The 14,210-nt window shown below is 64.9% G+C and carries 12 protein-coding genes; 2 read left to right on the top strand and 10 right to left on the bottom strand.

Annotation, left to right across the window (positions count from 1 at the left end; genetic code table 11):
• Window positions 1–5: 5 nt before the first annotated feature.
• From LCL61_RS18125 to LCL61_RS18105, 5 genes are all read right to left on the bottom strand, one after another.
• Entirely contained in the window at window positions 6–848 is an 843-nt protein-coding gene (locus LCL61_RS18125; RefSeq protein WP_016335797.1) for a carbohydrate ABC transporter permease, read from the bottom strand.
• Complete coding sequence (locus LCL61_RS18120) at window positions 848–1,705, bottom strand: sugar ABC transporter permease (protein WP_340687911.1); 858 nt, start codon at window positions 1,703–1,705, stop codon at window positions 848–850. Before LCL61_RS18120 ends, LCL61_RS18125 begins: the two co-directional genes overlap by 1 nt.
• A gap of 46 nt (window positions 1,706–1,751) precedes the next feature.
• Window positions 1,752–3,017, bottom strand: coding sequence for an ABC transporter substrate-binding protein (locus LCL61_RS18115; protein ID WP_340687910.1), 1,266 nt, complete (start codon window positions 3,015–3,017; stop codon window positions 1,752–1,754).
• 50 nt (window positions 3,018–3,067) lie between these two features.
• A complete protein-coding gene (locus tag LCL61_RS18110; protein WP_340687909.1) occupies window positions 3,068–3,694 on the bottom strand; it encodes a response regulator transcription factor in 627 nt (208 codons plus the stop codon).
• Window positions 3,695–4,358: 664 nt separating this feature from the next.
• A complete protein-coding gene (locus tag LCL61_RS18105; protein ID WP_340687908.1) occupies window positions 4,359–5,243 on the bottom strand; it encodes a GntR family transcriptional regulator in 885 nt (294 codons plus the stop codon).
• Window positions 5,244–5,493: 250 nt separating this feature from the next.
• Here LCL61_RS18105 and LCL61_RS18100 point away from each other — a divergent pair, with 250 nt between their 5' ends.
• Complete coding sequence (locus LCL61_RS18100) at window positions 5,494–5,868, top strand: hypothetical protein (RefSeq protein ID WP_340687907.1); 375 nt, start codon at window positions 5,494–5,496, stop codon at window positions 5,866–5,868.
• A gap of 60 nt (window positions 5,869–5,928) precedes the next feature.
• Here the strand turns inward: LCL61_RS18100 and LCL61_RS18095 are convergent, their stop codons facing one another.
• From LCL61_RS18095 to LCL61_RS18080, 4 genes are all read right to left on the bottom strand, one after another.
• Window positions 5,929–6,915: an alcohol dehydrogenase catalytic domain-containing protein gene (locus LCL61_RS18095; RefSeq protein WP_340687906.1), complete on the bottom strand. Its 987-nt coding sequence runs from the start codon at window positions 6,913–6,915 to the stop codon at window positions 5,929–5,931.
• A gap of 1,401 nt (window positions 6,916–8,316) precedes the next feature.
• On the bottom strand, window positions 8,317–8,463 hold the full coding sequence (locus LCL61_RS18090; RefSeq protein WP_340687905.1) for a hypothetical protein: 147 nt from the start codon (window positions 8,461–8,463) through the stop codon (window positions 8,317–8,319).
• Window positions 8,460–9,221, bottom strand: coding sequence for a hypothetical protein (locus tag LCL61_RS18085; protein WP_340687904.1), 762 nt, complete (start codon window positions 9,219–9,221; stop codon window positions 8,460–8,462). The genes LCL61_RS18090 and LCL61_RS18085 overlap by 4 nt, the downstream gene beginning before the upstream one ends.
• A gap of 176 nt (window positions 9,222–9,397) precedes the next feature.
• A complete protein-coding gene (locus tag LCL61_RS18080; protein ID WP_340688617.1) occupies window positions 9,398–9,661 on the bottom strand; it encodes a hypothetical protein in 264 nt (87 codons plus the stop codon).
• 389 nt (window positions 9,662–10,050) lie between these two features.
• Here LCL61_RS18080 and LCL61_RS18075 point away from each other — a divergent pair, with 389 nt between their 5' ends.
• Window positions 10,051–12,813 (top strand): AfsR/SARP family transcriptional regulator, encoded by a 2,763-nt coding sequence (locus LCL61_RS18075; RefSeq protein WP_340687903.1) that lies wholly within the window; start codon window positions 10,051–10,053, stop codon window positions 12,811–12,813.
• Between the two features lie 88 nt (window positions 12,814–12,901).
• Here the strand turns inward: LCL61_RS18075 and LCL61_RS18070 are convergent, their stop codons facing one another.
• Window positions 12,902–13,681 (bottom strand): helix-turn-helix domain-containing protein, encoded by a 780-nt coding sequence (locus LCL61_RS18070; protein WP_340687902.1) that lies wholly within the window; start codon window positions 13,679–13,681, stop codon window positions 12,902–12,904.
• Window positions 13,682–14,210 lie beyond the last annotated feature (529 nt).

Here is a 14,210-nt window from a genome sequence, read left to right as displayed (position 1 = left end):
TCCTCTCATCGCTTGAAATCGGCGCTCGGCACGCCGCGAAGTGCTCCCTGGACCACGTGACGCGCCAGCAGGACGAACAGAGCGATCACCGGGATCACTCCGAGCGTGGCGCCGGTGAGCATCAGCGCGTAGTCGGTGTAGTAGCCGCTGGCGAGCGCCGACAGCGCCACCTGGACGGTAGGGCTGTCATGCGGGTCCAGGACGACGAGCGGGAAGAAGAAGTCGTTCCAGGCGGCCATGAACGTGAGCATCGCCAGAACGGCGGCCTGAGGCCGGATCGCGGGCAACGCGACATGCCAGTAGGCCCGCAGTATCGAGCAACCGTCCATGGTGGCCGCGTCGAGCAGTTCGGCGGGGATGGCTTCCTCGCAGGCCTGGCGCATCCAGAACACGCTGAACGCGCTCACCAGGCCCGGGACTATCACCGCCGGCAGTTCGCCGTACCAGCCGAGTTCGCTCACCACCATGTACAACGGGATGATCCCCAGCTGTGCGGGCACCATCACGGTACCGATCAGAAGGAGGAACAGGGTGTCGCGGCCCCGGAACCGCAATCTGGCGAAGGCGAACCCGGCGAGGCTCGCCAGCAGCACGTTGGACACCGTCAACGTGCCCGAGACGATCAGCGAGTTCTGCATCGCGAGCCAGAAATCGACCTTGTCGAAGACCTCGCGCACGTTGTCGAAGAGATGGCCACCCGGGACCAGGGGCGGGGTCCGCTCGGCGATCGCGGAACCGTCCTTGGTGGACACCACGAACGACCAGTAGAGCGGGAAGACCGAGCCGGCCACGACCGCCAGCAGCGCACCGTAGACGAGGAAGCCGGGCCGACGGCGTCGTTCCACCATCACGACCTCCCGGGGAGCCGGCGGGCGAGGACGACGCAGGCCGCCGCGAGCGCGGCGCAGACGAGAAACACCACCCACGCGATCGCGGCCGCGTAGCCGGCGTCGAACTGCCCGAACCCCTTCTCGTACAGGTACATCACGATGGTCTGGAACTGCCGGTCGTCGCCGCCGGTGCCCGCCACGCCGTTGGTGTCGAACAACTGCGGTTCGACGAACAGCTGCATTCCGCCGATGGCCGAGACGATCGCGGTGAACAGGATCGTCGGACGGATCGCCGGCAGCGTGACGGAGAAGAACTGCCGCAGCCGGGAGGCCCCGTCGAGCTCCGCGGCCTCGTACAGTTCGGCGGGAACGCTCTGCATCGCCGCCAGGTAGAGCAGCGCGTTGTAGCCCGCCCAGCGCCAGACGACGATCAGCGCGATCGCCACCTGAGCGGACCAGCCTTGTGCGTGCCAGTCGAGCCGTGGCGCACCGACGAGGCCGAGCAGCCAGTTGACGACGCCGAAATCGCGTCCGAACAGCTGCCCGAACACCAAGGCGACCGCGGCCACCGAAACCACGTTCGGCAACAGGACCGCCGACCGCCAGAAGGTCTTGGCACGCAGCGGACGGTCGAGCAGGGCGGCGATGCCGAGCGCGAGCACGATCTGCGGCACCGTGGCCAGCAGCAGCAACGTGAGCGTGTTGCCGAGCGCGTTGTAGAACTTGGGGTCGCCGAAAAGCTCGAAGTAGTTGTCCAGCGCGACGAAACCTTCGTCGCCGTTGATCAACTGCCAGTCGTGCAGCGACACCCAGAGCGTGTAGAGCAGCGGGAACAGCCCGAACACCGTGAAGAGCGCGAAGAAGGGCATGACCATGAGGAACGGCGTGACCCGCCGATCCCATCGAGCCGAGAACCCCCGGTCACGAAGCCGCAGCACGGGCTTCCGTGACCGCTTGATCCCAAGCCGCGTCGAGCGTCTGCTTGCCTGATTCCACCCGGCCCAGTGCGGTGCCGAACGTCGGACGCACTTTGGCGTCCTTCAAGCCGCGGTAGTTGGGCTTCAGGCTGTCGGCCGACGCGGCGTAGATCCGGCCGATGGGCGCTCCACTGAAGTACGGGTCGGTTTTCGAGAGAACCTCCGGCGCACCGTAGGCGGCCGGTTCGCTGGGCAGAATGTTGGACTCGGTGAACAGCCGCACCTCCTGTGCCGGCTCTGTCAGCCATTTCGCGAGGTCGTAGGCCTCACGTTGATGCTTGCTCTGGGTGGGCACGGTCAGGAACGAGCCACCGTTGTTGCCACCACCACCGGGCACCGCCGCGACGTCCCATTTGCCCGCGTTTTCCGGGCCTCCCGCTTCCTGGATCTGAGTGAGCATCCACGCCAGGCACGCGATGGTGGCGAAGGAACCCTGCTTGATGGCGACATTCCACGGCTGGGTGAACGGGGTCACCCGCGCGGTCTGTCCCTTCGCGCCTATCTGCCCGGCGATCGTGAACGCCCGGCGCAGGGCGGGGTTCCGGTCCGCGATGAACGAGTCGTCCTTGGCGGAGAAGAAGTTCTCCGGCGACTGATTCAGGACGGCGGTGTAGATGCCGCCCGCAGAGTCGGCGAACTTGGCCGAAGAGACCTTGCCGGAGAACAGATCCCCGATCTTGGCGTAGTCCTCCCAGGTCGGCCACAACGCGGCCACCGCGGCGCGCTCGGTCGGCAGTCCCGCCTGGGCGAAGTAATCTTTGCGGAAGCACATGGCGAGGCCGCCCATGTCCGTGCCGAGACCCATCACGATGCGGCCGCTGTCCGCGAGTCCCTGTTCCCACTTCCACTGTGGCCATTGGGCACGCAGACCGCCCGCCCCGAAGCCGTTCAGATCGACGAACTTGTCCGCGGATTGCCGGAACTGCGGCATGTACTGCTCTTCGATCGCGACCACGTCGGCCGCGCCACGGCCCGCGGCCAACTGTGTGGCGATGGCCTTGTGATGGGCTTCGAAGTCCGCGACCCGGTTCTGGATCCGAATCCCGGGGTGCGCCGCCTCGTACTCTTTGAGGAGGGAGCCGTAACCGAACTCGCCGAAGGTGGCGATGCTCAGCTCGATCCCCTGTTCCTCGGCGGGAGCGCACCCGGCGCCCACCAGGCCTGTCAGGGCGGCGATCACGAGCAGACTCTTGCGCAAACCGGAAGCCATTCCGATCCTTCCTGTCAGGACGTCGACCATGACGCCACCCGTAAAGAGCTTCAGATCACCCCGGCGCGCATCGCGTAGGCGACCGCGTGTGGACGGTTCCGCAGGTTCAGGCGGTTGGTCAGCCCGTAGATCACGTTCTTCACGGTTCGCTCCGAGTAGCAGAGCTTGTCCGCGATCTCGACGGTGTCGTGACCTTCGGCCATCAATCGCAGGACGTCGACTTCACGCGGCGTCAGACCGGAGGAGTCCAGACCGTGTGAGGCGACTGCCTCACACTGGAGCCGACGAGCACCGTCGAGCAGCCGTCCAAGAAGGTCCGCGGGCAGGAAACCGCGACCGGGCACGACGGAGAGGATCGTCTCGACCAAGCGATCGCCGGAGGTCTGTGCCCGGGCGAGCACCGCCACCACCCGGCATTCGACCGCGGCCAGGATGTCGTTCTCCCGCAGCTCACCCGCGACGAGCACCTTGGGGACCTGCGCCGTGACGGCGTCGCCCCGAAGATCGGTGGCCATGTGCTGGGTCATCCGGTCCGCGTGGACGACCAGGACGTCCCGTTCGGTCAGTCCGCTTCGGTCGACGACCGCCAGCTCGGGACGGCTTCGCAGGAAACTGGTCAGACCCACTTGCATGATCGTGTCGGTCGCCTGCACCGCGACACGTACCGGTTCCGTCATGTGTCCTCCCGAGCTCGGTACCCAGTGAGCCATGAGGATGTGGAACCGGACTTCACGATCTCTCAACGCCCAGGCCAGCCTCCCCCCGAAGGGTGGGGAGTCACGAAGAGTGCCCGTTCGTACCCGGTGAGTGACTGCTCGCGGGGCTTACTGAGACAAGGCGAACGTGTGGGGTCGCGCATCGCGGCACAACAGACCTGATCAAGATGCCCGGTTTGCGCACTTCAAGCTGTTCAATGGAACCACCTAGTGTCGGCGAGTCAGAAGTTCGCGCCGTAAGTCCGTATCGGTAGCCAGCCGTTTGCGCCTGGGCCGGGCCGTGAGATGCAGGCGGGCCCTTGACTGTCCTTCGGGACGACCCTCGAGACAACGGCACCCGATGTGAGCACCTTGCCTGGTTTTGCCTGGGGGTCGTGAGTGGCAAAGGTCGTTCTAACCCTCATTTCACTCACGACCCCCTCAGCACAACGGACATATGGACATCAACCGCACATTCGGCTGCCGAACGTCCCTTGTGGACATTCATGTCACCTCCACCCATCTCACCGGATGAAGGACGCTCTACCCGCGTCGCATGCGGTGAAAGGCCCCTTCAGCCGCCCCGAGACCAGAAGAACTTACGACGCGAACTTCTGACGCAGAACCGCCTAGCAGTAGCCGGAACTCACCGCGTTTCGCGGCCCTTCGCCTTGTTCACTCGGCCGGAAGCCAACCCGTCGAGCAGGCCACGGAGCCCCAGGGCGAATATCTCGTCAGCCTCGTTCCCCAAGTCCTTCTCCTCACCGTCGAACCACCACGACGCACCGGATGCGGATTCTTCGCCGAAGAGGTTCGCCACCAGCCCTCGGACGAGCCCGTGCAGCAGAAGGTGGTAGCGGAAGACCGCCACAGGATCCGCCCCCCGGCCGATCAGCTCACGCTTGACGTACTCCTTGTATTCGACCATCGGAGACACCGATCGCAACGCGTCGAGACCTAGCCGCGCCAACCACGGATGCCGCCGATAGGCCCTCCAGAGCGACTGTGCCGCCGACTCGAGCCGGGACCTCCCGCGTGGAGCGTCGTCGACTGGCACGACCCCCGCCAATGCGGTTTCCGCCATCAGGACGACCAGATCGGATCTACCCTTCACGTGGTGGTAGATCGACATCGCCGCGCCGTGCAATCGGTCCGCGATAGCTCGCATGGACACCGCGTCCAACCCTTCGGCATCCGCGATCTCGATCGCGGCGCGAACGATTCTTTCACGGGGATTGCCTCGTGCGGCCCTGTCTCCGGGCCCACCCGCGACAACGGTGCCCGAACCGGCGATGCCTTCGACCAACCCCTCCGCACGGAGAATGGACAGGGCCTTGGTGGCGGTGGCATGCGCCACCTGCCACTCGACCTCGATCTTACGGATCGACGGCACCCGATCACCTGGCTTCAGCTCGCCGTCATCGATGCGACGGCGAATGTGCGCGGCTATCATACCCGAAATCGTTCTCGCCGTCGTTTCTCTCTGTTGACGCAAGACACTCCCATGGACCAGGAACGAACGAGTACGCACCACACACTGCATTTGTCAGCGACCCAGGCAAAGCGGTTTCCGGGAGGCCGGGTACGAAAGGGCAGAAGTTTAGGCGACCGACATAGCGGCAGGTTGTCCACCGCGAACCACAAGCGCGACGAGTCAAGGGCCATAAGTCACAGGTCTTCTGCCTCGACAAGAACGGAGCCGCCCGGAAGATTGGAATATACCCATCTCTCCGACAACATCGAAATCCGTTCTCACGACGAATCATCCGACAGGCCTGTTCATGAGCGATTCGAAAGCCGCCAGACCACGCTGCAAACGCAAATCACGTTCTGGGGATTCCTGCAAGGGCATAGTCAGCTATTCAGCGCCCCTGCGCCAGTATGCGCCCTCGTGCCGGCAGCACATGGCCCCCGAAGAGCGGGAAGCTTTCGACAAAGACCCTCTGTGGAACTCGATCGGGCAGGTGATCTGGCTGCTCCGGCAGGCCGAACGAAACCGCCTGCCTCCGTTGCGGACGATCGAAGTGGCCGGCGCGATGCGGATCCACCAAACGCGCGCATCCGAACTGCTCAACGACCTGGAACGACTCCGGCGGGTCAGCGCGATGAAGAAGGGCCGCCAGGTCTCTTGGTCGATCGGTCCGGGTGAACTGTGATCATGGTTCCTCGGGGTCGGGGCGGGTCGGCACGGCGTTTCCCGTTCAGCGCGCCTCACTTCAGGGCCGGAGCAGCAGCAGGAGTGGATCGCCCTCACTCTCACGCACCTTGGAGAGCCCTTCCGCAACGCGCGCCAGGGGAAGGATCGAACTTATCGACGCCGAGACGTCCAGCCGCCCACGCTCGGCGAGTTCCACCAGATCCCGCAGATGACGAACTCGGTACCCGGTGTGGCCGACGATGGTTCGGCCTTCCTCGGCGCCGGAAGGAAAATTTTCGACCGGCGGGCCGTCCGAAGCTGCTTTCACCAGAACCAGACGGCCCCGCTCACCGAGAACGGCATTCGCTTGCTCGAACGTCGACTCGCGCCCGACGAAATCGAACGCCACGTCCAGACCCCGGCCCCTCGTGATTTCCCCTATATAAGAGGCAACGCGTTTGTTCGCCGGGTCGAGAGCGACGTCCGCACCCCATTCGAGTGCCCGCTCACGGACCTCCGGACTGCCGTCAAGGGCGATGATCGGCGAAGCCCCACAGATCCGGGCCACCTGGACCAGATGGGCGCCGTGCCCGCCCGAACTCCAAACGCCGACGGCTTCGGCGGGTCGCAGCCCTGCCGTGTCGATGGCACCGTACGGAGTGGACACCGCCCCGCACAGAACAGCAGCGTGCTCCAGCGGAACGGCGTCGGGGACAGCGACCAACGCGGTCGCGGAGGTGACCAGGTACTCGGCCCACGCACCGTCGTAGTGCACAGCCATCAGCTGAAGATCGGAACACCTGTCCGATCCGAGTCCTTCCCGGCACTCGGGACAGTCGTGACACTCCCGGCCGGCCGCGACGACAACCCGGTCACCAGGCGCCCACGACCGCACGTCTTCCCCGACGGCCGCGACAACGCCGGCCGCTTCATGTCCCGGCGTGTAGACCGGCATCCGAGGCTGGACCGCACTGTCGATACGGGCCAAATCGGCTCGGCAGACGCCGCAGACAGCGACTTTGACCACGACTTCGTCCCGCTGCGGCGCCGGAAACGGCACGTCCATCAGTTCCAGTTTCCGCGCAACGGAATCGAAGCGGACCGCACGCATCGTAGCGGGCAATCCGTGCTGGATGATCATGGATTTCATCGGCCGATCGCGCCGTGCGCACCAATACTCGCCAAGCTCACCGGTACTCCCCCTTCGGTGTCACGCGGAGCTGACGGATCCGAAGCCGTCGCAGGCAGCGCGAACGTGCCGATAAGCCCTAGGGCAAGGAGCGAACCCTCGGATTTGAAGGCACCGTAACACAGGGAAGCCCTTTCGGCACCGGCCGACGCCCGGCGAACCGCGGTTCACGCCGATCATCGAAACGGCGGCCTGCTCCTTGGGTCGGGGTGCCTGGGAGCAGACCTCCGCCGCTTCGCATTCGGAAGAGACCGACTATTCATTTCACGGAAGCCGTGCTGATGCAGGCCCGCACGATGACCTGCCGCGGAGCCCTTCCGAACGTCCTGCAGCGAATACGCTACCTGGAAACGCATGCCCTATGGGGCAGCATTCTTGGACAAAAGTGAACCAGCACGACCGGGGGGACCCGCCAATCGACGGGAAGTACGCGCGAAGCAAGGAAATAGGGGCACGAACACTGGTCGTCGAGGCACACCACCAGACGCGGCCCACGCTCCCGGCCTACCATGAGACATGGCCACGGAAACCAGGGGATCAACTCAACACCTACGCCGTTGTGCCATCGACGGATGCGCCTGGCGCGGCACATGTCCCGATCACGACCTCGAAGGTGAACTCGACGCCCAGCTCGACCGGCTGATGCGCCTCAGGCCTTTCGGCGCGGGACGAAAGCATCGGCGGTCGGCCGCCAAGTACGCCCAGAGCCATCAGATCAAATCCGAAGTCACGGTGACAACCGTCGAAGAACGGCGGAAGAATCCTCCCGTACCCATCAGGCGGAAACGCCATATCGTGCATCCGGACACGCTCGCCGCCGTTCGTGCACTGACCTCGTCCTTGCGCCCTCACCGCACCGGAGCCAATGGCTCCTCGCACTGTGGCATGGACCCGCACGCCGGTCCCCTGGGTGCCTGCCCCGCGGTCGAGGGAGTCCGGGAGGCGCCGCGAGCGACAGCCGCAGTTCCAGCCGCGGCTCGCGCGAAACCCAGCCCGGCCTTGCTCGCGAATCTGCGACGGCCTGCCTCGAACTACCCCGTCTCCACTTCACCAGGCCCTCCGACGGAGCGGACTTCCCCTCTCTTGCGTCTCGCCGGCTCGTCTTCTTCGGCCGCGCTGGGCCCGGCGATCGAAGCCATGCGCAACGCGAGGGCGCGGAGTCAACCGAAACAGTCCTGACCCGGACGTCCTCGAACGTGACGGTCGGCCGTCTCCGGATGGTCGCATGCGGAGGTTCGGTGTCTCGACTCAACACGGCCGAGTGACCGGCATTTCAGCTCACCCGAAGAAGATCGAAACCACCGCGTCGTCGAATCCGACTTCGGCGAGATCGGTGACATCGCCGTCGATGACCAGGGACCTGCCCTTGCAATCGTGCTCGCTCCAGATCTTCACGGAACCGGAAGCCGCGATCGACGAGGTCACACCGGGCCGGGCCACATTCTCGCAGCCATCTCGGACAGTCCCTGCGAAGCCTCGTTGTCGCTGAAGTCTTTGCCATCGAACAGGACCGCGCTCATGGCGGGCCGCCGCTCCTCGGACGGTGCCGTCGTCTCACCGGCCGAGCCGTTCCGGCCCGCCGCCGTCCGGCCATTCGGGGTCACACCGAACCAGGTTCCCCCGGCCCCGTGCCCCTTCGTATCACCTGGTTTGGCGTCCTTCACGAACCGGTACACCGGCCAGCCGTCGATCGTGACCTGCCGGGAGCCGTCGCTCCGCTCGATCGTGCCCATCGCGGACTTCTTCACGCCGGCGAGGAAGATCTTGCTTCCTCCAGCCACCAGAACCGGAGGCCAGATCCTCGCGCACTCACCGCCGCACGCGGACTTCGACGGGTTGGCCGTGTCCTTGTCGAAGCGGTAAAGCGTCAGACCCGCGCCGTTCACGAGGATCGGATCCGGCCCGCCTGCCTCGGACGCCTTGAACTGGACCCACGCCCGGGCGGTGGTCTGCTCGGCGGTGTTCGGAGTCCCGTCCGATCCGGTGGCCCAGTCCCCCGTTTTCGGCTGCGCGTTGTTCGACTTGGCCGTGCCGGGAAGCACGACCAGGCCGCTGCCCACTTCTTCCGTCCGCACCGGCGCCGACCAGGACCGTGCGGACTCCGGCGACGACGAACCGCAGGCCACGAGCGAAAGCGCTCCGGCGGTCGCGGCGAGAACGGACGCGAGTCGTTTACCGAACAAGAGGAATCTCCCTGCGAACCTGACGTCCGGACGATTTCGGGATCCCAGAGCCGATCGATGGCCCCCAGGTTGGAAAGGTTGTTCGAATTTCGCCGGTATGCCACCGTCGACACGAACTTGGCGAGTAAGGGGTTCTTCCGGAGAAGGATGAAGTGTAATCCTGGCAAGGATTCCGCTCAGGCGACGAATTCCGTGGCTTCGTCAAGGACGACCGCCCCCGCATCCGTGATCACCGCGGGCGTGGGTTGCCCGAATCCGACCTGCCGCACCCCTGCGATGAGCCCGGCCTCGAGGAGGTTGTGCACCGCAGAGTGATCACACCAGCAGCCGTCGACGGTGAGGTCGGGTTCGCAACTCCAGACGAGCACGGCACGCCCGGCCGCGACAGCACGCAGTATCGCTCGCTCTCGCCGGTTCAATTCGATTCGGATACCGGTCATCACGATCACCGTCCCAACTCGGCTTTCCTAGGTGGAAAGCGTGCGCCGGAGTTCTTCATTCCTTCTTCACAGGACTGGGCGGCGAGCAGAGTTCCAAGGCCCGCAACAGGTCGAGGGCCCGTCCATCGGCAGTTCCGAATGCCGGCTTGCCCTGGGGTGAACGCCGAAGTGTCGTGCGACAACCCCGCCATGACGTGGCGCAGCTCACCTGATCAGCCGTACCGGCGAGCAAATGTCCAGAGCTCCGAGTGCAAAAGGGCAGATCCGACCAGGCTGGTTCAGCCGGGTTACGCCGAGTACGCGATCCTGGTCCCGGCTGGAGGTTGGAGCGCGGTGGCGGAGTTGAACAGACCATGTGGGTAGAGTTGCTGGGCGAGGTGCGGGCCCGTGTGGGCGTGAACGAGGTCACTCTCGGTGCTCCTCGGCAGCGTGCCGTCCTCGCTATTCTCGCGATACGTGCCAACCAGACGGTCACGCGCTCGGAACTCATCGATGGCGTCTGGGGTGATGCGCCACCGGCGTCCGTCGAAGGCAGTGTGCACACCTACATCCACGGCCTCCGCCGCGCACTGTCCGTAGCGGGCGATGCCGTGCTCACACGCACTGGAGCAGGCTATCAACTCGCCCTCGGTCCCCGTCAGCTCGATTTGACGGTGGTCGAATCACAGCTCAGTGACGCACGCGGCTTGGCGCGAGCAGGCAAGGGTTCGGCCGCGGCCGATCTGATCGGTGAATGCCTCGCGTTGTGGCGGGGCATTCCCTTGTCCGGACTACCAGGCCCCTTCGCGGACTCGGAGCGTGTGCGCCTGACAGAACTCCGTTACCGACTTGTCGAGGAGCGGGCGGAACTGATGCTCGCGGCAGGCAGGCATCGAGAGCTCATCTCGGACCTCGGCGAAGCTGTGGAAGCGGAGCCCTTCCGGGAAGGCTTCCGGGCGCAGCTCATGCTGGCGCTGTACCGAAGCGGGCGGCGTGCGGACGCGTTGGCGGAGTTCGAAGCGGTACGCCGGTTGCTGGCCGACGAGCTCGGGCTCGATCCCGAAGCCGCGTTGACCGACCTGCACCTGCGTATGTTGCGCTCCGATCCCGAACTGGATTCGCCGACCAAAGCGGTCGCACCGCCACGCTCCCGGAAGCCGGCCCAGCTACCGCACGAGGCACCGGACTTCGTCGGCCGGACAAGCGAACTCGAACAGCTGTCGAGGTGGTGCGTCACGGAGCGGTCGAGTGACAAGGCACTAGTCATCTCGGCGATCGACGGCGCGGGCGGAATCGGCAAGACCACGCTCGCGGTGCGGTTCGCCAGGTCGGTCGCCCCGAATTACCCGGACGGCCAACTGTACCTGGATCTTCGCGGTTTCGACCCGAACCGCGTGCCGCTCAGTACCACCGATGCCCTCGGCCAGTTGCTCTGGGCTCTGGGCAGCGCACGACAGCGATCAGAACCGGACGCGCTCGCCTCGATGTACCGGACTCTGCTCGCCGATAAACGAGTGCTCATCCTTCTGGACAACGCGGCATCGACCGAGCAGGTGCGCGATCTGCTCCCCGGCACGTCGAACAGCCTGGTACTGATCACCAGCCGCAACCGGCTCAGCGGCCTGGTGGCCAGGGACGGAGCGCGCAGGCTCACCTTGGGACTGCTGACCGAACCCGAAGCGCTGGACCTGCTGCGCAACACGGTCGGCCGGCGACGGGTCGACGATGAGGAGGCCGCGGCGGCCGAACTCGTCCGGCTGTGCGGCTACCTTCCGCTGGCCCTGCGGGTCGCCGCCGAGAGGATTTCGGGAAGTCCGGATACGAGCCTGCGTGAACTCGTCGAGAGCCTGCATGCCGCACAGGACCGATTGGACAACCTTCATGTCGACGACGACGAGATGACCTCGGTGCGCAGTGTCATCTCCTGGTCCTACAACGCGCTCGACCAGGAACTGGCGAGGACGTTCCGCCTGCTGGGCCTGGTCCGCGCCCCGAAGATCGGCGCCTCGGCCGCGGCCGCGCTCATCGACCGGCCGGTCGCCAAGACCGGAGAACTCCTCCGCGTCTTGAGCGAACAGCATCTGCTCGAACCCGAATCCGGCCGATACACCTTCCACGACCTCATCAAGGTCTATGCCGGCGAAATGGCGCACAGTGAAGAGTCGCCGGAGAAGCTTCGCGAAGCGATCCGGGCGCTGATGATCTGGTACCTGTCCAGCATGCGGGCGACGCTTCGACGCCTGATCAAAGACTACCCGTTGCCGCACAGTGGCGTTCCGGAAACCACGCATCCGCTGCCGGATTTCGATACACGCGAGGCGATGTGGGGCTGGTACGAAGAGGAAACCAAGAACGTAACGGCCTTGATCGAACATGCGGCGGAACTCGGCGAACACGAGATCGCCTGGCAATTGACCTGGTGCACCTATAACAGCTTCTATTCCTCGGGGCTGATTTCGGAATGGATCCAGATCCTCACCATCGCGCTGTCCTCCACTGAGCAGCTTGCCGATCCGGGCCCCCAAGCACGCATTCTGATGTTCCTGGGTATCGCGTACTCGCGACTAGGCCGGAACGAGGTCGCGGTCGAGTACCTCGAACGAGGTCTCGCCTTGGCCCGCCGGATCGAAAACGATCATCTGAAGTCGAGCATGTTGGCGAATCTGGCGTCCACGCTGCGCGAAATGAAAAGGTACGAAGAGGGTATTGCTTACGCCCGCGAGGCAGTCCAGCTGGCGAAGCCCGATTCGCCGCATTACCAGAAGGCAGGCAGCATAGACGCACTCTGCGAGTTGTACGTCGAATCCGGCCAGCCCGAACAGGCACTGCACTATGGCGAACTCGGCTTGGAGGCCGCGCGCGCCTGCGCCGCGGGGCTGCTTGAGGCCAACTTGACGGTGAATGTCGCACACGCGCACCGGGATATGGCGGACATGGGGACGGCGACCCGCGTGTACGAATCAGCACTGGAACTGTGCGCCAACCTGGGAGACCGCTATCACCAAGCCCTTGCCCTGCTGGGGCTGGCGGAACTTCGCCGCCGGATTGCTCAGTACGACACCGCCAGGGAGCATGCGCTGCGAGCGCTGGAAATTTTCATCGACCTCGACGGCGAAGAGGCCGATGTGGCCCGCGCGCTCCTCGAATCTCTCGAGGAGGAAGCCATACCTTGACGACAACCGAGCCGTGCCGGCCGCGTACATCGTGATCAATCCGGACTCCGACGTGTCGCTTTACGGCCACAAAGAGGTAAATCGTCGATCAACCATGGGATACGGACCGCTGAACCGGATTGTTCATGGCTGCCCGATATACCATCAGTGCCCTGCTGAACTCGAAGGCCGCCCGCCTGAGCACCCTGGCCGCTGAAATCACGTCTACTTGCCCGAAGTGACCGGCCAGCGCCAGCGCGGCAGGATGCTGCACCCCCGTGAGCGGAACCGCGACGCTCGTGACCTTTCGTGCGGCGTCGTCCACATGCGCGAGGCCGATACGGCGAATCTCCGATAATTCATCGTTAGCCGCGGCGGAGAGACGCCTGGTGCCGTGCCCGACCTGATAAGCGTGAAGCACCTGGTCTATCGCAGTCGCGGGAAGGCATTTCCCAGCCGAGGCCATACTCGGCAACCTTGGGGTCCGGTGCCCGAATATCTGATTGACGTGCTGCACCGACTCGCCAATCAATACGCTGACGCTCGCGGTGTGCCCGGTCATTTGGTGGAGCTCTACAAGATAAGGCGTGGAGTGCTGCTGGAGCGACGTGAAAATACCGTCCTCGCTATTGCGGCGCGGCTGCACCATAACGCCGGCCGAGTACTTGTCCCCCGTCCTGATGATCATACCGTGGGACTGCAGCGCCGCGAGAATCCTGTGCACAGTCGCTTTCGCCAGGCAGGTGCGCTGACTGAGCTGGGTAAGACTGAGCGTGACTTCGCTCGTGATCAATGCCGCCAGAACGACCATCGCCTTGTCCACGGCAGTACGCCCCGTGCCGCCGTCGAAGCCGTACTCCGCCGACTTACTTGCCAAAGAAGCGCTCATGGGAAATCCAACGGGTCGGCCAACGGCATTCTCTTGTCCACTGACGAGCAGTATCAACCGCCGCCCGGATTCCCGGAACCACGGCCAACTTCGGCCGAGTCTTTCGGCTAACGAACCTGCCTTGGCCCGCCTCGGGGAAGCCGATCATGGTTGACATCCCGGGATGGGGTCGCCCGTTCCCGAGACCGGAGCGGGCCGATGACCCCAGCCGGTTCCTTCGGATATACGACGGCCTGGCTTCGGGGCGGACCGGCGCTGTCGGGGCACGCACTCTCTCCGACCCGGAGCAGAGTTTCGGGCAGCGTCGCCTGGGCTTGTCTGGTCTAATCCGGACAGAGACTCGGAGAGGAGCGGATCGTGGTGAGGTTGTCATTGGGGCGAGTGGGCACCGCCGATCCCGTCATCCTGTTTCTCGAGGTCAAAGCCTTGCTTGAGAGGAACGTCCCGGAGACGTCGCGGGGCACCCGCCTGCATGCACCGGGTTGCCGCCTTGGATAGCGCGGCATCCAGGCAAGACGTGCGCGGCACG

The sequence above is a fragment of the Amycolatopsis coloradensis genome (assembly GCF_037997115.1).
In the GTDB taxonomy this organism is placed as follows: domain Bacteria; phylum Actinomycetota; class Actinomycetes; order Mycobacteriales; family Pseudonocardiaceae; genus Amycolatopsis; species Amycolatopsis coloradensis_A.
The sequence above is the reverse complement of the archived record's forward strand: the minus strand, read 5'-3'. Positions and strand labels throughout refer to the sequence as shown.

What these genes read in the sequence shown, in the direction of transcription:
- LCL61_RS18070 (WP_340687902.1), bottom strand. Translation starts at nt 13,681, where the DNA reads ATGAGCGCTTCTTTGGCAAGTAAGTCGGCGGAGTACGGCTTCGACGGC.
- LCL61_RS18080 (WP_340688617.1), bottom strand. Translation starts at nt 9,661, where the DNA reads ATGACCGGTATCCGAATCGAATTGAACCGGCGAGAGCGAGCGATACTG.
- LCL61_RS18095 (WP_340687906.1), bottom strand. Translation starts at nt 6,915, where the DNA reads ATGGACGTGCCGTTTCCGGCGCCGCAGCGGGACGAAGTCGTGGTCAAA.
- LCL61_RS18115 (WP_340687910.1), bottom strand. Translation starts at nt 3,017, where the DNA reads ATGGCTTCCGGTTTGCGCAAGAGTCTGCTCGTGATCGCCGCCCTGACA.
- LCL61_RS18125 (WP_016335797.1), bottom strand. Translation starts at nt 848, where the DNA reads ATGGTGGAACGACGCCGTCGGCCCGGCTTCCTCGTCTACGGTGCGCTG.
- LCL61_RS18120 (WP_340687911.1), bottom strand. Translation starts at nt 1,705, where the DNA reads ATGGTCATGCCCTTCTTCGCGCTCTTCACGGTGTTCGGGCTGTTCCCG.
- LCL61_RS18100 (WP_340687907.1), top strand. Translation starts at nt 5,494, where the DNA reads ATGAGCGATTCGAAAGCCGCCAGACCACGCTGCAAACGCAAATCACGT.
- LCL61_RS18110 (WP_340687909.1), bottom strand. Translation starts at nt 3,694, where the DNA reads ATGACGGAACCGGTACGTGTCGCGGTGCAGGCGACCGACACGATCATG.